We start from the raw sequence: 22843 nt of genomic DNA, 5'->3' as shown, positions 1-22843 counted from the left end.
TATTTATACATAAATTTCTGGGGGGAAATAAATGAAGCTAAGTAAAATACTGATTGGTTCTGCAATTGCTGGGGGCATATTACTTTGTGTAGGCGGTGTTGGGGGATATCAATATGTATCCAAATTAAATAATCAATTAGATACTACTGCATTACCAAATACTACATTTGAAGGTATTTCTCTCGATGGAAAAAATAAGAAAGATATTCAAGCAATTATTAATCAAAGGTTAACTGAATTAGATCAAAAATCCCTTACCTACATATTCCAAAACGATAAACAAACTTACACATGGAAAGATTTAGGAGTAAATTATAAAGAGAAAGATATTATTGACAAAATCTTTAAAGAACAAGAAGGAAACGTAATGAATCGTTACAAAATGCGTAAGCAAGCTGAAAACGGTGAATTAAAACGTGACTATAAATTAACACCACAATTAAATGCAACAGCTTACGAAACCTTTATAAAAGATAAATATAATGAAACATTAAAAAATCCTGTTAATGCAGAATTAAGCATTGAAGGCTCAACAGTAAATGTTAGTCAAAGCCAAAACGGAGAAAAAATTGATAAAGGAAAACTAAACAGTTTAACAAACGAAGCTATTACTACTGGTAAATCAGATGTTACATTACCAGTTACATTCATAAAACCAGAACGCTCTACAGAAGATATACAGAAAATGGGTATTAAAGAAGTCATTGCTGAATATTCTACTCCAATGGCTGGCCGTAACGGAAATCAATCATTTAACGTAAATAAGTCAGCTAATACTTTAAGTGGGGTTATTGTCGCACCTGATGAAACATTTAGTTTTAACGGCCGCGTTGGCGTAACTGATGCTGCACATGGTTACAAATCTGCAGCAGTATATTCACAAGGTAAAGTAATACAAAGTGCAGGCGGAGGAGTTTGCCAAGTCAGTAGTACTTTATACAGCGCAGCTTTAAGGGCTGATTTAGGAATTGTTTCTCGAAGCAATCATTCTATGCCAGTAAATTATTTACCACTTGGGCAAGATGCAGCAGTAGCAGATTATGGTCCAGATTTAAAATTTAAAAATAATACAGGCAATCATATTTATATTCAAGCATTTTCAAATGGAGGTAGTATTACTACACGCATTTTCGGTACAAATACTGGTAAAAATGTTGAAGTTTCTTCTCAAGTAATTAGTAGGACTAGTGATAAAATCACAGCGGTTACGTATAAAAAAGTAACACAAAACGGGGAAGTAATATCAAATGGACAAATTTCAAAAAGCGTATATAAAAGCGCTCCAAAAGAATAGATAATATCAACCAAATAGCATAAAGAAAAAGGCGTGAGTAAATCACGCCTTTTTCTTTTGCAGTAATAGTAAAAAAGTTTCAAGATGATCTTTCGTTTCTTCTAAAGACCACATACGGTTTCCTTGCTTCGCAGCTAATACACACGCCTCTTCCCACGCGTTCTTTTTCTTCATATTTATTAATTCATCACGTAATTTCAAAACAATTTCTTCGTCTTCTTGTTCAATAAACTCTTCCATCACGCTTACTATTTCATCCTCATGAATACTTAACGTACAGTACGATTTAAGAAAGTATTGTAATGTCGTATACATAATGTACTCCCCCTTCTTATTTATCAGATGGATAAGAAGTAATAATCTTAAACCCTAATTCCCCTGACTTATCTCTTGCTAAAACAGTAACAGTTTTTACCAATTTGTCTTTTACACTCATATTTTTCTTTATTACCGTTTTTCCAACAGGGAATGAATGAGTTGTATTTATTACGAGACGAGCCTCTTTAGAATTTTTTAACCAATCTTGAATTTCCTTGTCATGTTGCTTCAAGCTATCTTTTACAGCTTTCGTCGCTGTTTCTTTATCATAGTATGTACTTGCGGCTGACACTTTATCTGTCTTCAAGCGATTCTTCAAATCCTCTTCTGACTTGCCTACATGTCTTTCAATCGTATGACCATTTTTAGGTGGTCCTTCCATTTCATCTAAAATATTATCACTAATTTTTTCTACCGATGTAGCTTGATTACCTGTCTGTTTCTCTGTTTTTTGTTCTTTTCCTGCACATCCACTTAAGATTAGCAGTAATGCCAATAAACTACTGAAGAAAAGACTGCTTATTCGTTTCATCATATCACCTCTTCCATGATTATTATCGCAACTTCACTAAAAGTCAATTTCACAACGAAAAAATCTATCAGTTTTCATTTTTTTCATCTATTTTTCCATATTTACCCGCGCAATTTCATCAACCCTCTATTTTTCGCCTTTTATAATATATACCCCCTATATTTTATAATTATTTCCCGAATAAAATCAAAAATAATATAATTATAAAACTCTTTTACACAAAGGTTTTTATACTGTTTTTCAAAATGATTTAAAATACCCCTATTTTTATATACCTAATACCCATATAAGGTATAAATACCCCTTCTTATCAACGTTTTTCTACATTATGTAAATTTTCCCTTGCCTATACAATCGAAATATGGTGTAATGCAAAAAAAGATAAAGGATTTTAAACAATGGCTGAAACGATTCAAAATTTCTTAACAGAATACTATTCAATCGCAATTCCACTTAGTATCTTAATTAACATCATCATTAGTCTTTTAGGTGTTATTCCTAGCATCTTTTTAACCGCCATTAATATACAGCTCTTCGGTGTAACAAATGGCACAATCATTTCGATCGCAGGTGAGGCCTTAGGGGCTATTATCTCGTTTTATATTTACCGCCTGGGCCTTCAAAAGTTCACTCACGATAAAGTAAATAAGTACCCAAAGGTAGAGCGTCTTCTTTATGTAGAAGGTAGAGAGGCCTTTCTACTCGTTCTATCGTTTCGATTGATACCTTTCATCCCATCAAGTATCGTGACTTTATTTGCAGCTCTAGGGAAAATGTCATTACTCTCCTTCAGTATTGCCAGTACAATAGGTAAAATACCGGCCTTATTGATTGAAGTATATTCGGCATACCAAGTCATGAACGGAACAAATGAAGCGAAGTGGGTTGTAACAATCGCAGGCGTTATTGGATTGTTTTATTTGTGGAAAAAATGGAGAAAAAAATAAAGAAGGAGCCTATGCTCCTTCTTTATTTTTGAGGTATTTTATTACTAGCTCTTCCTTAAAGCCTTAGTTTACACCAACAGCACTAAATGATTGCTTAACTGCTGCTACTTCAGGAGAATTTGCACCATATAAGTCTGCAGCAGCTTGTACTGCACCAGCACGAGCTTGACTAAATGTAGTAGATTGCGTGAAATACTGTGTATTTGCACGGTAGTAAATCGCACCTAATTTATCTTTACCGATACCAGTTACAGTTACACCATAATGCGTACCACCATTTGCTAATAAATAAGCTTGTTTATTAATAATGCCGCTGTTTGTATGCACACCACCGTTATCACTTGAACCAGTGTAACGCTTAGAATAATGGTCTGGATCACCATACTTCGTAGGATCACTCATAGAGCGAAGTGCGTCTCCTGCTTTACCAGGTGTGTAAATATCTTCACCAATCTCCCAATCCGGGTTACGGTTATCATAGAATTCTACTAAAGTACCAAAGATATCAGAAATCGCTTCATTTAAAGCCCCAGATTCATTTTGATAAATTAGATTTGAACTATTTTCCGTAACAGCATGCGTTAACTCGTGACCAATTACATCAATTCCACCAGATAATGAAGTAAACGTTACACCATCACCATCTCCGTATACCATCTGTGATCCGTTCCAGAATGCATTGTTATAATTACTTCCGTAATGAACTGTCGATTTTAACGGTGCTCCTGCATCATTAATAGAATTTCTATTAAACGTAGCTTTATAGTAATCATATGTTTTACCTGCATAGTAATGAGCATCTACTGCTGCTGCATCATACGCTGCATTGAAAACATTATCTGCATCTGCCCATAATGTTCCTGGTAATGTTGAACGGTTTTTCGCATCATATGTGAAAATCGTTGCCCCGCGTGTATTATCTTGTAAGTAGTAAGATGATCCAGATAACGTTGTATTAAGCGACTTCGTATCTCCTAATACACCTTTACCAGTTCCTACTTTATTCGTTCCTGTTACAGGCTTTACAACAGCTTTCGCATCCTGTTTAGGAGCCTCTTGCTTAACTGGTGACTTATCATCATTCGTCACATGATCAATTGTATTAAACTTATTTAATACTTTACCGCTGTCTGCCTCAATGAAATAGTAGTAGTTTCCTGGGCTTGGATCTAAGAAGTTTAGATTTACAACATATGCATATGTTGTTTCCTCACCGTTTTGATATACATATAAGTCCGCTTTTGGTTCTACTTCATATTTCGGTGTTACCCCTAAATCTTGCTGCGCGATTTCAATTGCTTTTGCGCCTTCAATCTTATTTTTATTTTTCAACTTTTCCTTTTTGTCTAAATCAGGTGCAACTGTTCCAGACAATACTTTTAAAGAACCGTCTTTACTTACGTGAGCTACTTGAGTAGAACCCCATACAGGCACTCCTTCGTAAACTTGTTGCATACGTACTACTGTTGAATCAGTTACAGCATCTTTCTTCACTTGTTTCACTTTGAAAGAATCTTGTGCACTCTTTTCCCCTAGCTTGTAATCACCTTTTGCTGCGTTTAAGTAATCAAACACAACAGATTCTGCTTTCTTGCCAGTTGCTTCAGTTAGATCACCAGAAATAAACTCAGGTGACTGCACCGTCTCATTGTACTTCTTCGTAGAGAGCACATTTTTAGAATCCGCAAATGCAGAGCCTGTCCCTCCAAACGTTGTAACTGCCATTCCTGTCGCTAACACTAATGCTAAACTTTTCTTTTTCATGAACCTTCCCCCTAATAAAATTTTTTTTGAAAAAGAGTAGTTTCATATTAGCATTATGTTTCCACTATTAATATACTAAAAATTCAAATAATTTTTTTCTCAAGTTTTGTAGAATTTTGAGGAACAAATATTGAAAAACCCCTTTCCTGTTGGAAAGGGGTTTCTGTTAAGAATTTATTAATTCTACTACTTTTTCTCCTTGACCATAAATATCCGATGTCCAAGCATATTGCGGTTCCAATACCACTAATACAGCTACCAAAGCCAAAGCACCAATAATTATTTTTTTCATATTATTTTCCTCCCTTTTCTTCTAATAAATTAATTGCTAATTTATAGTAGTTATTACTTTCCTTAAATTCTAGTAATTCCTCGTGATATCCTGCTAGTTCTAAATACACCATTTTTAATTCCTTTTTATTTTCTTCGCCTCTAAAAAATGGGATTGCCTCAACTTCTAAAAATCTTTTATAAACATCTTTCGTTTCAAAGTATTTATTCTTAAGCATTGAAAGTATATATAGCATACTTTTATACTTTTCATCCCTCTTGGCAACATCTATCCCTTTATTAATCCAATCTTTCGCTTCTTCAAATTCTTTTAATTCAATACACTGCAAAGCGATCTCATACACTGCATCAATATAATTTAAATCCTCTTCCTTTTTGTACTTTAGGCATTGTAAATAATAATCTTTTGCTTTTGCATAATCTTTTAAGTTATAGTACAAAAAGCCTAAATTATTTAAAGCAATAGCTGTTATACTTTCTTTATCAGCAAAAGAATTTGCTTCCCTCAAAATATTATTATAAATAGATAGTGCTTCATTATATTGCTTTTTTTGTATATAACTCAACGCAATAAGTAACTGGCAATTTATCACATAACGGAATTTATATTCATTCTTAAATCCTTCCATTGCTACATTAGCAAAATGTAAAGTCATATGTTCAACTTCTAATTCATTATAAACAAGAGCTAAATTGAAATATATTCCATTCTCATGATAACCTTGTTCCTTTGCCATTACTTCTGTTCGAGTCAAATACTCCAATGCCTTCTTATATCTATGTTGTAAAAAATAATATAACCCTTTGCTATACGTATATAATAATTTTTGGAATGGTGAATACTTTTTGTACATCTTCTTTAAGCTCTCTAACTCTTTTTCGACAGCAGGAAAATCCCTTTTCATAATTAAATAACGTGTATACAGCAGTTTATAATAATTTATAATTTCAAAATCCAACACATGCTTCATTTCACCTTGCAACTCTTCATATATACGTTCTACTTGTTGCTTGTCTAAATGAACTAGTGCATTCAACCATTCATCCAGCTTCCCCTTCACATCTTCTTCTACATCCCTCAAATCCGTCACGGCAATTTCTAATCTTGCGCAGAGCAATTGTAGAATTTCTTCTGATGCTTCAATCTTTCCATTTTCAATCTTACTTAAGTATGAGACAGAACAAATGCCCTGACATAATTCTTCTTGTGTCATTTTTTGCTGTAGCCGTTTATAAAAGACTTGTTTGCCTATTTTTTCTAATGTTTGTTGCATTGTCCTCCTCCATTCTCATTACCCCCATTACTCTAATAATACATAAAATCTGGAGAAATATAAATTGATAAATATAAATTTTCTAAAAAATATGCATAATTTCATTTTTTTCTCTCTTGACTTCACATCAATATCTCTTCTTTGCTACGAATGGTGAAAAATTGGTATACTATAACCAAATTATGGAGGTGTTCTCGCGATGACTCATTATAAAGACGATAGTTATGCCTTACATACAGACCTATATCAAATCAACATGGCTTATACATATTGGAAAGATGGTATTCATAATCGCCGTTCTGTTTTTGATTTATATTTTCGAAAGCTTCCATTTGAGAACGGCTACGCTGTTTTTGCTGGCCTTGAGAAAATTGTAGAGTACATAGAAAATTTCAGTTTTACTGAAAGCGATATCGCTTATTTAGCAGAATTACAATTTGAAGAAGAATTCCTTCATTATTTACAAAATATGAAATTCACTGGGACGATTCGCAGTATGCAAGAAGGCGAAGTTGTATTTAATAACGAACCTTTATTACGTGTTGATGCACCACTTGGTGAAGCACAAATTATTGAGACTGCCCTCTTAAATATTGTGAATTACCAAACATTAATTGCCACAAAAGCAGCACGTATGAAACATGCTGCAAGTAATGATGAGCTTTTAGAGTTCGGCACAAGACGTGCCCATGAGTTCGATGCTGCCCTTTGGGGGACGCGTGCTGCCTTTATTGGTGGTTTCTCCTCTACAAGCAACGTTCGTGCTGGGAAACGCTTTGGGATTCCTGTAGCTGGCACACACGCTCACTCTTTCGTTCAAGCATATCGCGATGAATACGTCGCGTTTAAAAAATACGCTGAAACTCATAAAAAGTGCGTCTTTCTCGTTGATACATATGACACATTGAAATCTGGTGTTCCAAATGCGATTCGTGTTGCAAAAGAATTTGGGGATCGTATTGATTTCTATGGCATACGTCTTGATAGTGGTGATATGGCTTATTTATCGAAAAAGGCACGAAAACTATTAGATGAAGCAGGGTTTACAAATACAAAAATTATCGCTTCTAGCGATTTAGATGAATACACAATTATGCACCTTAAATCTCAAGGAGCAAAAATTGACGTATGGGGTGTTGGGACAAAATTAATTACGTCCTTTGAGCAACCTGCATTGGGGGCTGTTTACAAACTAGTTGCGATTGAAGATACTGACGGAAAATTAAATGATACGATTAAAATTTCATCTAACCCTGAAAAAATTACCACTCCAGGACTGAAACGAATTTATCGTATTATCAATCGGGTAAACGATCATGCAGAAGGCGATTATATTGCATTAGATTCTGAAGAACCTGGAAAAGAAGAGCGCTTAAAAATGTTCCATCCAGTTCACACATATATAAGTAAATTCGTAACAAACTTTGAAGCCCGTGAACTCCATAAAGACATTTTCGTTAACGGTGAAAGAACATATGAACTACCAAGTATATTAGATATTCAACAATATAATGAACAGAGTCTCGCTCTATTTTGGGAAGAATACATGCGAACTTTAAATCCCGAAGAGTATCCTGTCGATTTAAGCCAAGAATGTTGGGATCATAAAATGAATTACATTCAAACTGTTCGAGAACAAGTTGAAAAAAACATACAAAAGTAAACAGAGAAGTTTCTCCTTCTCTGTTTTTTCAATACTATATGGATATTTGTAAAAAATATATTAAAATAATACGACGAATGTTTTTTATTTGTAAATTTTAATATTATATTATTTAAAAGTAAAATAATATTTGATATTATTTTATTAAATCAATTTCAACAAAATAACCAATAAAAAAGAGGACGCAGGTTGCGTCCTCTTTTTTATAAATCTTTCACTCGTAATACACGCATTGCATTTAACACTGCAAGTAGTGTCACACCAACATCTGAGAAAACAGCTTCCCACATTGTTGCAATACCAAAGGCACCAAGTAATAGAACGATCCCTTTTACACCTAAAGCAAAGATGATATTTTGCCACACTATACTTCTTGTGCGTTTTGCAATTTTTACAGCTGTCGCAATTTTTGAAGGCTCATCAGTCATAATAACGATGTCTGCCGCTTCAATTGCTGCATCTGATCCTAAACCACCCATCGCAATACCAACGTCTGCACGGGCTAATACTGGTGTATCGTTAATACCGTCACCAACGAAGGCAATTTTTTCTTTTCCATGCTTCGCTGTATCAATTTTTTCAATCTCTTCTACTTTTTGTTGCGGTAGTAATTCCGCATGAACTTCATCTAAGCCTAATTCTTTACCGACAGCTTCACCAACTGTTTTTGCATCACCAGTTAACATTACTGTCTTTTTAATACCTAGTTCTTTTAACTTTTGAATCGCTTGTTTCGAATCCTCTTTTACCTCATCAGAAATAACAATATAACCTGCATATTTTCCATCTACAGCAACGTGAACTAATGTACCTACTGTTTCTGGTTGTTTAAATTCAATATTTTCTTTTCTCATTAATTTTGCATTACCTGCAAAAATTTCTTTTCCTTGTACTTTTACGACTGTACCGTGACCAGAAATTTCGTTATAATCATCGATTATTTTTTCATCAATTGATTTTCCATATGCCTTTCGAATAGATTGGGCAATTGGATGGTTAGAATACACTTCAGCAAATGCCGCATACTCTAATAACTCTTCGCTTGTAGTACCTTCGCTCGGTTCCATTTTTGTAACTTTGAAAACACCTTTTGTTAATGTTCCTGTTTTGTCAAAAACAATATATTTTACATCATTTAAAGCTTCTAAATAGTTACTACCTTTTACTAACACACCACTTTTAGATGCACCACCGATACCTCCAAAGAATCCAAGAGGAATGGATACAACTAACGCACATGGACAAGAGATTACTAAGAACACTAAAGCTCTATAAATCCACTCAGAGAATGTAGCTCCTTCTAAAATAAGTGGTGGAATAAACGCCATGATCGCCGCTGTAATAACTACAACTGGAGTGTAGTAACGTGCAAACTTCGTAATAAAGTTTTCCGTTGGTGCTTTTTTACTGCTTGCATTTTGAACTAAATCTAAAATTTTTGATACAGTGGATTCACCGAATTCTTTTGTAACTTCAATTGTCAACACACCATTTTGGTTCACAAAGCCACTTAATACATCATTTCCAACTTCTACTTCACGTGGTACAGATTCACCTGTTAATGCTGAAGTATCTACCATTGATGTTCCTTCAATTACTTTTCCGTCTAACGGCACTTTCTCACCTGGCTTAACGATAATATAATCGCCAATTTTTACATCTTCTGGTGATACTTGCTTCGTTTCATTTCCAATCTTTACATTCGCATAATCAGGACGAATATCCATTAATGAAGTAATTGATTTTCGGGAGCGGTTTACCGCAATACTTTGGAATAGTTCTCCTACTTGATAAAATAGCATTACTGCTACAGCTTCAGAATATTGTTGAATTGCAAAAGCTCCTACAGTTGCAATTGCCATTAAGAAGTTTTCATCAAATACTTGGCCACGAGTTATGTTTCTTATCGCTCTCCAAACGATATCTCCACCTATTAATAAATAAGCAAGGACGAATAACGGAATTGTTACCATTTGTGGTAAGCCCGCTAATGCAGCAATTGCTGTCAAAATTCCGCCGACCACTAATCTCCCTACCATCTTTTTCACATTTGCTTCACCATGATCGTGACTATGTCCGTGGTCATGACCGTTCTTCTCTTCACGAACAACTTTCACATCTGGTTCTAACTTTTGAACGACATTTGTTATATTTGCTACAGTTGCTTCTAGTTCTCTTTTATTCGCAACTTCTACTCGTAGTTTCTTCGATACGAAATCAACAGTTGCTTCTGAGACAGCTGGCATTTCCTTCACTTTATTTTCAATTTTCATTGCACAGTTCGCGCAATCTAAACCTTCTAATATAAATACTTCTTTAGAAATTTTATTTTTTTGCTCTTCTTGCACTTTAATATGCGGTTCTAATTTTGTAACGAGTTGTTTTGCTTCCGTAACAACTTCGTTTTCTTTATTTTGTGCTGTTTCTAAGATCATTGTCTTTGTTGCGAAGTTTACAGAGCAAGAATTTACTCCTTCTATATTCCCAACACCTTTTTCAATTTTCATTGCACAATTCGCACAATCTAAACCTTCTAACATCAGTTTCTTTTTCACTAACGCTTCAGCCATCGTTCTCCCTCCTCGCGTTCTTTTTATTCTTCTTCGTTTACGTGTTCAAACGCTTGCTCGAAGATATGAATTACGTGCTGGTCAGCTAACGAATAATAAACAACCTTTCCTTCTTTACGATTCTTCACAAGTTTCGCTTGCTTTAACACACGAAGCTGATGCGAAATAGATGATTGTGTCATTCCTAATAAATAAGCTAAATCACAAACGCACATTTCAGCTTCAAATAGCGCATGTAATATTCTCGTACGTGTACGGTCACCTAATACTTTAAATAGTTCTGCTACTTTACTTAAACTTTCATCAGTTGGAATTGTTTGTTTTACTTGCTCTACAACTTCTTCATGAATTATCGTTTGAGAACATGTCTCTTGTGGTGTTTCTACTTTATTTCCAGCCATAATAGCTCACCTCTTTAATTGAACATATGAACAATCATTCATATATCTTATACTCTTATTATATGAGCGCCCACTCATATGTGTCAATGAAATCTGAATTTTTTTTATGAACATTCCGTTCACATTTTAATAAGTCGTATACATATTTTCCGCACTCTCTATATTCTCATACAAAAAAGGATGCACAATTCGCACACCCCTTTTTACTTACTTTTCATTTTTCACCGCATCCACAATTAAAGAAACAAATCCTAAATGATTATCCCGATTTCTATGGTCAAAACGTTTCGAACGATAAATAAATCCATCTTTCTCATTCCAATCATTATAGTGAAACTTACCATTCTCATCACAGTATTCTAAGAGCCTTACTTGAAAACCTGCTGATTCAAACATGGACGTGATTGTTTTATAGCTATGAACAATTTTATGACTTGCTGCAGGATGATCTAATGGACCAGGTCCACCTACTTGTACCCCTTGCTGATATTCTTCATCTGGAAAAAATGCATCTGGTACTGCACAACGAATATATCCATTCTCCATTAAAAACTCATAACAAATTTTTGCAGCTTCAATTCCTTCTTCATATGATAAATGCTCCCATACATGTTCTGCCAAAATTACTGATAAAGAATTAGGTTGAAATTTATCAAGCCAAGTTTCTCTCCGTAATAAATTTAATTCTTCTTCATTCGTATGTAACCAACCAGGGTTATTATTATAACCCTCTGCTCCAACAACAACTTTTGTTTCTTCCATTTCGCTCCCACCTTTTTTCATATTCCGACAGAAAAATTCGACAAAATAATATACATTCCCTTTATTTCAACAAAAGAAAAAGCCTTGCGCGCTCCCTAGACGCACAAGGCTTACTGTGTTTATATCCCTTTAATTAGCTTGTTCTAAATTATCCTGCGAACTTCCATCGTCTTTTAAATGACTATGTTTTTTCGAATAAACAAAGTATACAACTACTCCGATTGCTAACCAAGCACCGAAATACATCCATGTTTTTAATGGTAGGTTTACCATTAAGAATAGACAACATGCAATTGAAATAATCGGCAAGATCGGTACAAGTGGTACCATAAATCCACGTTGTAATTTTGGATGTGTTTTACGAAGAATAATAACTGACACACCAACCATCGCAAATGTTAACAACGCTCCAATATTCGCTAAATTCGACAATTCTTTCAAATCGATAAATCCAGCAATTAAAGCACTACCAATTCCTGTTAACCAAACTGTAAATGTTGGTGCTTCTGTCTTTTTATTAATTTTCGCGAAAGATTCTGGCAATAAACCGTCACGGCTCATTGCGAAGAATACACGTGTCGTTGCATAAATGTAAGCAAAAATTACTGCCATAATACCAATTACAGCTCCAATTGCGATTATACCAGCTACTTTATCTTGTCCTACAACTTCTAACACATACGCCATCGCTTCCGGTACATCTAGCTCTTTATATGAAACCATACCCGTCATAACGAGACAAACTACAACATAAATGATTGTACAAATGACTAACGAAGCGATAATACCAATCGGTAGATCACGTTGCGGATTTTTTACTTCTTCAGCAGAAGTTGCTAATGCATCAAATCCTAAGAAAGCAAAGAATACTGCTGCTCCCCCCGCGAAAACTCCACTTAAACCATACGGTGCAAATGGTATCCAGTTTTCTGGTTTCACGTAGAATACACCAACTGCAATGAATAAAACAACGATACCAATTTTAATTAATACCATTATGTTATTCACTCGTTTACTTTCTTTCGTACCTCTTGATAATAACCAAGTTATAACTAATGTAACGATAACTGCTGGTAAATTCACTATACCACCTTGAGACGGAATCGTTAGCAGTGCTTTTGGAATTTCAAGCCCTAATCCACTCACTAAGTTATGGAAGTAACCAGTCCATCCGCCAGCTACTGCGGCAGTCGTTACAACATATACGGATAGTAATGTCCATCCCATTAAATGAGCTACAAACTCACCAATTGTTGCATATGAGTATGTGTACACACTACCTGAAACAGGAAGTGTAGAAGCAACCTCTGCGTAACATAATGCTGCAAATCCACAAACGATGGCTGCAATCATGAATGAAAAAATAACTGCTGGACCAGCATCTCTTGCTGCTACTAATCCAGTTAATACTAGAACTCCTGTACCAATTATCGCACCAATCCCTAGCATTGTTAGGTCAAATGCCCCTAGCGTTTTCGTCAAAGTTTTACTTTTACTTTCCCCTAACAATTGCGTAACGGATTTCTTTTTAAATAGGTTGGCCACGATGTATGCCCCCTTTTGCCAAGAAGAGCTAAGAGATCTTCACTCTTAGCTCTTATCATGTTGTTTTATATATTGTTCGATTTTGTTTTGTATAATGCTTCTATTAGCAAGATACTGTTTCTGCTTCTAATAATTCTTTAGCACCTTTGTACTCTACACCGTGAGCTTCTGCAACTGCTTCGAATGTTACATAGCCATCTAATGTGTTAATACCTTTTAGTAATGCAGTGTTACCTAGGCAAGCTTCTTTGTAGCCTTTGTTAGCAATTTGTACTGCATATGGTACTGTTACGTTTGTTAATGCAAGAGTTGATGTACGTGGAACCGCACCTGGCATGTTTGCAACTGCATAATGAACAACGCCGTGTTTTTCATAAGTTGGGTTATCATGAGTTGTAATACGATCAGTTGTTTCGAAAATACCACCTTGGTCAATCGCGATATCTACAACAACAGAACCTGGTTCCATTGATTTAATCATTTCTTCTGTTACAAGTTTTGGAGCTTTTGCACCTGGGATTAATACTGCACCGATTACAAGATCAGACTCTTTAACAGCTTCTGCAATATTGTAAGGATTAGACATTAAAGTTTTTACTTGGTTTCCGAAAATGTCATCTAATTGACGAAGACGTTCTGCACTTAAGTCGATGATTGTTACATCCGCACCTAGTCCAACTGCAATTTTAGCAGCATTTGTACCAGCTTGTCCACCACCGATGATTGTTACTTTACCACGTTTAACCCCTGGAACACCTGCAAGTAAGATACCTTTACCGCCTTTGTTTTTCTCAAGGAATTGTGCACCAATTTGTGCAGCCATACGACCAGCTACTTCACTCATAGGTGCAAGTAATGGTAATGAACGGTTTTCTAATTGTACTGTTTCATATGCGATAGAAACAACTTTTTTCTCGATTAAAGCTTTTGTTAATTCTGGCTCTGGAGCTAAGTGTAAGTATGTGAATAAGATTAAGCCTTCACTGAAGTGTTTGTATTCGCTTTCAATTGGTTCCTTAACTTTCATAACCATTTCCATGTTCCAAGCTTCTTCAGCTGTATCAACAATTTTTGCTCCCGCTTCAACATACTGAGCGTCTGTGAAACCAGACCCTAAACCTGCACCCTTTTGAATGAATACTTCGTGATTGTTACGAATTAAATGTACAACACCTGCTGGTGTCATTGCCACACGGTTTTCGTTGTTTTTAATTTCTGCTGGTACCCCAATACGCATAATGAAATGCCCCCTTATAATTAACAGAAAAAAGAGATTCTTTTTTCTTTTTGTAATAATTAATAACTTATGTCCTTATTCTAGCATAACTTAAAAGTTATGAAAACGCTAACATACCATTTTCCTAAAGTTTTTATATTTAGAATAGTGTAAATATATAAAACATTGATTCTATTAGGGGTTTCGTGTCATTTCATTATCTATCACTCTATTTTTATTATACCTCTTCAAAATAAACAGTAACCTTTTATTATTTGACAATAATTTAACATTGTAAGAAACCTAAGCGATAACGTATACATATACAGTTATTATTTTACTCAATACTTTAGAGATATATTCTTTTCAAAAAAAATAGCTGCTAGCATTTAGCTAGCAGCTGGGTAACTTATAAATAACTTAGAAAATAAATCATCTGTCGTTTCAGTAATTTTATCAAACAGATCACTTTCTTCCGCTTCTTGCTCTTTTAACATCTTAATTGTTTCACGTGCATCTTCAGGGTAATCGGTTATGATACCATCTACGTTCAACTTATAATATGCCTTTAAATTTTCCATATCATTTACTGTCCATACGTAAATTGGTTTGTTTAACTTCCTTGCTTCTTTTACTAATTTCTTATTTAACATATATTCTTCTGCTACGTAAAAGTCAGCCTTCACATTCTTTAAGTTAGCTCTACTTGCATACAATATATACCCTACTTTTATATCTGGATTTGCACGCTTAAACTCTTTAATAAGTGGATAGTGTAACGTTTGAATTACACATTGCTTCTCAAATTCATTATCTTTAATCGTTTTTAAGACTTTGTTTACAAAATCTTTTTCGCCCCCATGAAGCTTCACTTCTATATTAAGTTTGATTTTGCCATTTGCTAGCTTAATGATTTCATCAAGTGTACTTATTTGTCCTGAAAGTCCATCTTGACTAAGGGTAAGCTGCCTTAACTCAGCCATCGTTAAATCTGACACATGCACATTGGCATTTGCGAGACGTTTCAGCTTCAAATCATGTATAACCGCTAGTTCACCGTCTTTCGTTTGTAATACATCTATTTCAGCGTAGTCTGCTTTTGCATCAATAGCACCTTGCACAGCTTCTTTCGTATTTTCTACGCCTTTTGATATATACCCGCGGTGCGCCATAATAATCGGTTCTTTATACGAATTTGAAATAAACGTTACAATGAAGGCAACGACCATTCCGGCAGTAATAATTCCTACAATGTATACGCCAATGAATTTCCAACGATGTTTTTGGAAAAAACATTTATCTGCTTTCGTTTTCGAATAATCTAATCCTTCTTCTAATAAAACATCCTCAACCGGTACCTTTTGTAAGTATAATCGCGTAATCGCCATAATATAAAATGGCGTCACGATAAAGCTGAATAAATACAATGTGCTCGTTAAAAATACAGAAATCGTTGATTCAGCTAATAATGCAAATGTTCCTTTCGGGTTTGTAAATTCATAAACACCCCATAGGCACAATAAATATATTCCCAAAAACACGACATATACAATTCCAATTGAAATAAAAAACCCTACTAAAAAGAATAGTACTTTAAAAAAGCTTTCATTTACTAAAGTTGCACTTTTACGTGCTGCCACGCGAAATGGTTTTTGCTCTAAAACAACAATGGGTAGAACGAAAATCCATCGAAGATTCAAATACGCGACTACAGCAAAGAACGTGTAATAACCAACTTGTCCCATCGTTGTCTTAAACAGTTCTCCTGTAATAAAGTTAGGAATTTGAATTTGCGGGATTAATGCCGTTTCATATCCCATATTTAAAAGAGGCAACAATACGACAGCATATAAAATAAATCCTGGTAAGCAATATGTGAAAAGAGTAGGTAAATACGTTACCGTTTTATATAAAATCGGACGTAATTTCACCTTCTGTCTTTTATGAGCGAAATACGAAATAATAATAAGCACCGCAAATTCTGTAAAGATAAGAAACAGTGCTAACAATGATAAAATTACGATTGCTAAGATGCCATAAGGCGTCTTTAAAAACGCTAATAATTCATCATTTGTCGCATTTGCATAACCAGCAAAATACAATAACTTATTAAAAATGATTCCAAATAGTGGAACAAACACAATCGCTGCTAATAATTTATAAGCAAGTTGAAAAGTTAATACATTCCAAAAAGCAAATTTAACTGTTTGAAAGGAATGTCTCATTACTCCTGGTATAGATAGTTTTTTACGGTGTTGCATATATTCCTCCAAATTCTAAAACGGTATTTGAGATGGATTCCATATTTCAAGTTCTAATCCATCTTTTTAATAATAATATATTCCGCTTAACATGAACACTCTTATACATATAATGAAAAAAGTGATGGCTACTTCCCATCACTTTTTCATTTATTCTATTTTTTCTCTAGGCCTTGTCCAAATGCTTTCAAAAAGCTAAAACCGAATGTAATAGCTCTATTGATATCTGGATCTTTTAATACTTTAAAGAAATCCATTACTTTTGTTTTTTTACCACTATTTAATTCATCTGTTGCAAATTGCAATCCTGTAACTAAACTTGACGTAATTTGCTTCGTTATTTCTGGATCAACTGAAGATAACGCTTCTCCTGCCCCCATCATATTGTTGAGTGCATTTTTAACTGGTTCACGATTTAATTGCTCCACAGCGATTTTTGAAACATCTTCCTTCGCAGCAAGTAAACTAATTGCTGCATCTAATATACCAGCCTTCTGCAACTGTGCTAAAAGCTGCATCGTTTCTTCTACTGCTTCACGATTATTAGATAACTCATTTAGAAGTTCATCTGCTACTTGCTGTTTCTGTTCTTCCTCTGTTACAACTTTCTTTTTAATTACAGTAATTTCTTTCGCCACTATCTCCGCCCCCTAGTCCACAAGTGATACGTATTGTTTTCTTTGCCATTTTTGCTGGATTTCAACACCATTTTGCGGATTACGCTTTTTATCTCTCGGGTTTGAAGATGGTAACGGACGATTCCCTTTTTCACGTAGTACACGCATCTTTACCATCGTTTGTTTATACGCTGGTGTACACGTATAAAGATCTGTCGCCGTTCCAGTTAAAATATTGATTGCCTCTTCATTTACCGTTGCATGCATCGGTAAATATAACTCTTTCCCCGTTACACGATCTGTAACAAGTGCCTGTACTTTAATTTTCCCAAATGGTGATGCTAATTCTACAAGACCACCATCTTTCACATTGCGCTCTAGGGCAAGTTCCGGGGAGATTTCAACGAACACTTCAGATACTTTAGATAAAATACCAGCCGATTTATTCGTCATATTTCCTTCATGGAAATGTTCTAACATACGACCATTATTTAAAAGTAAATCATACTCATCTGGTGCTACAACTGGTGGTACCCATTCATCTAATGATAAACGAGCGAGTTTATCTGGGAAGTTAAATCCGTCTACATATAATAGCGGTGTATCGCTACCATCATGACTACCCCAACATAAACTATTCCATCCTTCTAGACGGTCGTACGTTGCTTGAGAGTATAACGGTGCAAGTGACGCGATTTCGTCCATAATTTCACTTGGACTTTCATAATTCCAATCCCCACCTAGTGCACGAGCAACTTTTTGTAAAATCCACCAGTCTGGTTTTGAATCACCAAGCGGCTTCAATACTTCATATAATCTTTGAATGCGGCGCTCTGTATTTGTAAACGTTCCTTCTTTTTCTAAGCTTGGTGCCGCTGGTAAAATAACATCAGCAAAACGAGCTGTTTTCGATAAGAACATATCTTGAACAACAAGGAAATCTAAATTCGCTAAAATATGTTGTACATGGTTGGCATTCGAATCTACTAAAGCCATTTCTTCACCCATAACATACATACCACGCAGTTTTCCTTCATCTGCCGCAAGTAACATTGCAATATTATTTAAGCCTGGTGCTTTCGGAATTGTAGTACCGTATGCTTTTTCAAATTTCGCACGGAGCGCATCATCTGAAACCGCTTGGTAACCTGGAAGCCAGTTTGGTAATGTTGCCATATCACAAGCGCCTTGTACGTTATTATGTCCGCGTAATGGGTATGCTCCTGCACCAGGACGACGATAGTTACCCGTAACAAGCAATAGATTTGAAATTGCTGCTGAAGTTGTACTTCCTCCAGTATTTTGAGTTACACCCATTCCCCAAAGTACACAAGTACCATCTGCTTCATATACCATACGAGCCATTTCTTTCAGATTTTCTTTCGAAATCCCCGTGATTTCTTCTGTATAATCAAGCGTATACTTTTCTACCATTTTGCTATATTCATCAAAATTCTTCACATTTTCAGCTATGAACTTTTTATCGTGCCAATCTTGATCAATAATATATTTCGTAATACCAGCGAGCCATACGTAATCAGTTCCTTGGCGCGGATGAATGAATAAATCCGCACGCTCTGCCATTTCATGTTTACGAAGGTCTGCCACAATTAATTTTTGGTCATGTAATTTATGTGCACGTTTTACACGCGTTGCAAGTACAGGATGTCCTTCTGTTGGATTTGCTCCAACGATAATGACAAGGCCTGCTTCCGCAATATCTTTCACTGTTCCAGCGTCCCCGCCCATACCGACAGTTTTAAATAAACCGTCTGTTGCTGGAGATTGACAATAACGGGAACAGTTGTCTACATTATTCGTTCCATATATTTGACGGGCTAGTTTTTGCATAAGATAATTTTCTTCATTCGTTACTTTCGAAGAAGAAATAAATCCAAATGCATCACTTCCATATTCTGATTTAATATGCTGCATATTGGATGCAACAACTTCAAGAGCCTCTTCCCATGAAGCTTCAACAAACATATCTCCTTGGCGAATTAATGGCTTTGTAATACGATCTTCACTGTTTACAAAATCCCATCCAAATTTGCCTTTTACACATGTGGAAATACCGTTAACCGGCGCATCTGAAACAGGCTGTACTTTCAAAATGTGGCGGTCTTTCGTCCATACTTCAAATGAACAACCTACACCACAAAATGTACAAACTGTTTTTGTTTTATTCACTTTCGTCTTACGCATCGCAGCCTCTACTTCTGAAACTGCTAAAATACTACTATATCCAGGTTCTACATCCTTTACAAAATCAATCATCGGATCTAACACATCCGGTTTCAATCCTGTCATGAATCCAGCTTCACCCAGCATTGTTTTTTCCATTAACGCATTACATGGACATACTGTTACACACTGCCCACAACTTACACAAGATGAGTCATTTATACTTACACCATTGTCCCATATAACACGTGGACGGTCTAAGCTCCAATCAATCGATATAGTTTCATTCACTTGTAAGTTTTGACATACTTCTACACACTGCCCACAAGCAATACATTGATTTGGATCATACCGATAAAACGGATGTGACATATCCACTTCACACGCACTTACTTTTGGCTCATACGGATATTTCTGTTCCTCAATTCCCATCATATGTACTGTATTGTGGACTTTACAGTTACCATTATTGTTATCACAAACGGTACAATACAGTAGATGATTCTCTAATATTCGATCCATTGCCTCAGTCTGTGCCTCTTTTGCACGCTGGGACTGTCTTTCGATATGCATACCGTTCTCTAATTTCGTTGAACAAGCACGCATTAACTTCCCATTTACTTCTACAATACACGTATCACAAGTTTGAATTGGATCTACTTCTGGTACATGACAAATTTGAGGATGTTCCAAATTACTCTCGTTAAATAATTGTAGTATCATCTTTTCACCTGATGCAGAAAATTCTTTACCATCGACGGTTACACGGACTGTCTGTTCTGCCATAGTTTCCCCTCTCCTTACAACCAACTGTACAACACAATTATGAATCCGTTTTCAAAATCGCATTACTGTACATATTTTTGAAACGCTCTACCCAAATACTTTCTTATGAAGTCGATTCTAGATGTTATAAGGTATAACTACGAAAGCTTGAAATTATCACTATTCTACAGTTCTATTATATCGTACATATACAATAATAACCAAAATAATCTGTGCTCTTCTTGTTAATAGGTGTTTTTATTTTTCCCATTGTTTTATGATAAATGTGGGAGAGAAATACATATAAAAGGGGAATTTAATATGGGGCCTACGCAAGAGACTTATACAATTGTACGCTATCAATCTGGTACATTTTCAAAACAGCTTGATGAGATTGTTACAGAATCTCCTATTACTATTAAGTTGAATGGTGAAGAATATGTAACAGTCGTATGCACACCAAATTATATTGAAGATATGGTAATTGGTTTTTTAATTTCTGAGGGGATTATTTCTTCCTATAAAGATGTTGAAGAACTATGGGTTCAAAAAGATAACGGAATTGTCCATGTAAAATCATCAAAAGTGAATCCGCTCTATCAAACTTTATATAATAAACGATACATCACTTCTTGCTGTGGAAAAGGTAGACAAGGTTTTATTTTCGTAAACGACGCAGCAAAAGCAAAAGACTTACATGATATACATGTAAAAATTACTCCTGAAGAATGCTTTCACTTAATGAATACCTTGCAACAATCTTCTACTACATTTCGCCAAACTGGCGGTGTTCACAATACCGCGCTATGTGATCGAAACAATATCCTCCTATCAAGAATGGATATTGGAAGACATAATGCATTAGATAAAATATATGGTCATTGTTTGCGTAACGATATATCCATTAAAGGAAAAATCATCGCATTTAGCGGACGTATTTCATCCGAAATTTTACTCAAAGTTTCAAAAATCGGATGTGAAATTGTTCTATCTAAATCCGCTCCAACAAAACTGGCATTGCAACTTGCCCATGATTTAGGCATTACAGTCGTAGGGTTTATTAGAAATGAATCTTGTAATATTTACACACATCCAAAACGAATTGATGGCTATCAATCCAATGTTTAAAAAATAACTCCTCAATCGAGGAGTTATTTTAGTTATAAAAATGTAACATATTAAACACTTGAATAGTTAACAAAGTTAATATATAATTTCATTACATAATTAAAACAAAACATTGTAGCATATATCTTTTCATTCTTTTACAAATTAAAAGAGAATACTAACAAAACATATACTCAATCTTATAAAAGTAATGGATTTATTTGAAATCCACCAGGGAGGTTACAACTATGGAAATTCGCTTATTAACAACAGAGGACGCAGAAATATATTTAAAAGTTTGTATGGAAGGTTTAACGAAGAATCCGGAAGCTTTTAGCTCTTCTTATGAAGATGTTCTTAAACATGAAAATCCTGTGGCTGCTATGGCTAAACGATTAAGCAATCCGGATAAGTATACTCTAGGTGTCTTCAAAGATAATGATTTAATTGGTATCGCTACTTTAGAAACAAAACCATTTATTAAACAAGAACATAAAGCAAAAATCGGTTCCGTTTTTGTTTCTCCAAAAGCGCGTGGCCTTGGAGCAGGACGAGCTCTAATTAAAGCAATTATTGAAAATGCCGATAAATTACATGTAGAACAACTTATGCTCGATGTTGTAGTTGGTAACGATGCAGCAAAAAAATTATATGAGTCATTAGGTTTCCAAACTTACGGCGTACAAGAGCGTTCATTAAAACATAACGGTCAATATTGGGACGAGGAACATATGGTTCTGTTCTTAAATGATTAATACTTCAATATAAAGTGAAACTTTACTCAGTGGGTGATTTTTCCATCCCCTACTGAGTATTAGCTGAACCAATCGGGCTTTTGCGGGGTAGTTTTCCAAAAACATCTTTCTTAATAAGAAAGATGTTTTTTTGCATTACAACAATGTAATCTTCATGTCACCTTTATCGATCGTACCAATCCTTACCATTTATTATACTAAAAATATAAAGTGAAACTTTACTCAGTGGGGAACTACATCCCACGCTGATCGCATGTACTTGATATGTAGAGGAGAATGTGACATGAAATGAAACAAAACAAACGAGCTATGCTTTTAATATTTACTACAGCAATTGTAACTTCTGGGTTAGCAATTTTACCTTGGTTTATCATATAGGAATACTCCCCTAACAATGAAAAAAGCTGATTGCTTCTTAAGAAGCAATCAGCTTTTTTTATATTATAAAATCCCCAAAATTTTATTTACGCAACTTATAATAATAACCATAGATACGGCAACGCACATGACAACCGTATTACGATCTTGCTTTTCTTTTTTTGAAATTTCTTCTTTTGAATTCATGTGTATGATCTCC

Annotated in this window: 20 protein-coding genes; 5 read left to right on the top strand and 15 right to left on the bottom strand. The window is 35.0% G+C overall.

Annotated elements, in window-relative coordinates; all coding sequences use genetic code 11:
- Positions 1-31 precede the first annotated feature (31 nt).
- Positions 32-1294, top strand: a complete 1263-nt coding sequence (locus tag GBN78_RS13165) for a VanW family protein (protein WP_152127468.1) — start codon at positions 32-34, stop codon at positions 1292-1294.
- Between the two features lie 42 nt (positions 1295-1336).
- Here GBN78_RS13165 and GBN78_RS13160 read toward each other — a convergent pair whose 3' ends face one another.
- Both GBN78_RS13160 and GBN78_RS13155 read right to left on the bottom strand, forming a co-directional pair.
- Positions 1337-1609: a hypothetical protein gene (locus GBN78_RS13160; protein ID WP_000288803.1), complete on the bottom strand. Its 273-nt coding sequence runs from the start codon at positions 1607-1609 to the stop codon at positions 1337-1339.
- A 16-nt stretch (positions 1610-1625) separates the two neighbouring features.
- Positions 1626-2144: an RNase A-like domain-containing lipoprotein gene (locus tag GBN78_RS13155; RefSeq protein WP_152127467.1), complete on the bottom strand. Its 519-nt coding sequence runs from the start codon at positions 2142-2144 to the stop codon at positions 1626-1628.
- A gap of 398 nt (positions 2145-2542) precedes the next feature.
- Here GBN78_RS13155 and GBN78_RS13150 point away from each other — a divergent pair, with 398 nt between their 5' ends.
- Positions 2543-3091, top strand: a complete 549-nt coding sequence (locus tag GBN78_RS13150) for a TVP38/TMEM64 family protein (protein WP_000852232.1) — start codon at positions 2543-2545, stop codon at positions 3089-3091.
- A 63-nt stretch (positions 3092-3154) separates the two neighbouring features.
- Here the strand turns inward: GBN78_RS13150 and GBN78_RS13145 are convergent, their stop codons facing one another.
- The 3 genes from GBN78_RS13145 to GBN78_RS13135 form a co-directional block, all read right to left on the bottom strand.
- Entirely contained in the window at positions 3155-4855 is a 1701-nt protein-coding gene (locus GBN78_RS13145) for a M4 family metallopeptidase (RefSeq protein WP_152127466.1), read from the bottom strand.
- 166 nt (positions 4856-5021) lie between these two features.
- On the bottom strand, positions 5022-5147 hold the full coding sequence (locus GBN78_RS13140) for an NprX family peptide pheromone (protein ID WP_000720172.1): 126 nt from the start codon (positions 5145-5147) through the stop codon (positions 5022-5024).
- 1 nt (position 5148) lies between these two features.
- A complete protein-coding gene (locus GBN78_RS13135; RefSeq protein WP_001187937.1) occupies positions 5149-6420 on the bottom strand; it encodes a helix-turn-helix domain-containing protein in 1272 nt (423 codons plus the stop codon).
- Between the two features lie 199 nt (positions 6421-6619).
- On the opposite strand from GBN78_RS13135, the gene GBN78_RS13130 reads away from it, so the two are divergent.
- On the top strand, positions 6620-8083 hold the full coding sequence (locus tag GBN78_RS13130; RefSeq protein WP_000150186.1) for a nicotinate phosphoribosyltransferase: 1464 nt from the start codon (positions 6620-6622) through the stop codon (positions 8081-8083).
- 203 nt (positions 8084-8286) lie between these two features.
- Here GBN78_RS13130 and GBN78_RS13125 read toward each other — a convergent pair whose 3' ends face one another.
- From GBN78_RS13125 to fdhF, 8 genes are all read right to left on the bottom strand, one after another.
- Positions 8287-10653, bottom strand: a complete 2367-nt coding sequence (locus GBN78_RS13125) for a heavy metal translocating P-type ATPase (RefSeq protein WP_152127465.1) — start codon at positions 10651-10653, stop codon at positions 8287-8289.
- Between the two features lie 23 nt (positions 10654-10676).
- Complete coding sequence (locus tag GBN78_RS13120; protein WP_000918378.1) at positions 10677-11054, bottom strand: ArsR/SmtB family transcription factor; 378 nt, start codon at positions 11052-11054, stop codon at positions 10677-10679.
- Positions 11055-11261: 207 nt separating this feature from the next.
- A complete protein-coding gene (locus tag GBN78_RS13115; RefSeq protein ID WP_000393178.1) occupies positions 11262-11816 on the bottom strand; it encodes a class I SAM-dependent methyltransferase in 555 nt (184 codons plus the stop codon).
- A gap of 129 nt (positions 11817-11945) precedes the next feature.
- A complete protein-coding gene (locus GBN78_RS13110; protein ID WP_001284887.1) occupies positions 11946-13361 on the bottom strand; it encodes an amino acid permease in 1416 nt (471 codons plus the stop codon).
- 103 nt (positions 13362-13464) lie between these two features.
- Complete coding sequence (gene ald / locus GBN78_RS13105) at positions 13465-14598, bottom strand: alanine dehydrogenase (protein ID WP_001219744.1); 1134 nt, start codon at positions 14596-14598, stop codon at positions 13465-13467.
- Positions 14599-14966: 368 nt separating this feature from the next.
- Positions 14967-16838 carry a glycerophosphoryl diester phosphodiesterase membrane domain-containing protein gene (locus GBN78_RS13100; protein WP_152127464.1) on the bottom strand — a complete coding sequence of 624 codons (1872 nt, stop codon included), beginning with the start codon at positions 16836-16838 and terminating at the stop codon, positions 14967-14969.
- A gap of 155 nt (positions 16839-16993) precedes the next feature.
- A complete protein-coding gene (locus tag GBN78_RS13095; RefSeq protein ID WP_001040540.1) occupies positions 16994-17476 on the bottom strand; it encodes a helical membrane plugin domain-containing protein in 483 nt (160 codons plus the stop codon).
- A 12-nt stretch (positions 17477-17488) separates the two neighbouring features.
- Positions 17489-20425: a formate dehydrogenase subunit alpha gene (fdhF, locus tag GBN78_RS13090; protein WP_000840638.1), complete on the bottom strand. Its 2937-nt coding sequence runs from the start codon at positions 20423-20425 to the stop codon at positions 17489-17491.
- Positions 20426-20725: 300 nt separating this feature from the next.
- Between fdhF and fdhD the strand changes: the two genes are divergently transcribed.
- Both fdhD and GBN78_RS13080 read left to right on the top strand, forming a co-directional pair.
- Positions 20726-21532 carry a formate dehydrogenase accessory sulfurtransferase FdhD gene (fdhD, locus tag GBN78_RS13085; RefSeq protein ID WP_000529230.1) on the top strand — a complete coding sequence of 269 codons (807 nt, stop codon included), beginning with the start codon at positions 20726-20728 and terminating at the stop codon, positions 21530-21532.
- 227 nt (positions 21533-21759) lie between these two features.
- Complete coding sequence (locus GBN78_RS13080) at positions 21760-22266, top strand: GNAT family N-acetyltransferase (protein WP_000405883.1); 507 nt, start codon at positions 21760-21762, stop codon at positions 22264-22266.
- Positions 22267-22499: 233 nt separating this feature from the next.
- On the opposite strand, the gene GBN78_RS30205 is transcribed toward GBN78_RS13080, so the two are convergent.
- Entirely contained in the window at positions 22500-22640 is a 141-nt protein-coding gene (locus GBN78_RS30205; protein ID WP_193224738.1) for a hypothetical protein, read from the bottom strand.
- A 67-nt stretch (positions 22641-22707) separates the two neighbouring features.
- Positions 22708-22830: a hypothetical protein gene (locus GBN78_RS30880; RefSeq protein WP_001085006.1), complete on the bottom strand. Its 123-nt coding sequence runs from the start codon at positions 22828-22830 to the stop codon at positions 22708-22710.
- Positions 22831-22843 lie beyond the last annotated feature (13 nt).

It is taken from the genome of Bacillus sp. B2-WWTP-C-10-Post-4 (genome assembly GCF_009183805.1).
GTDB lineage: Bacteria > Bacillota > Bacilli > Bacillales > Bacillaceae_G > Bacillus_A > Bacillus_A cereus.
Note: the sequence above shows the minus strand (reverse complement) of the source record. Positions and strands in the feature narration are given on the sequence as shown.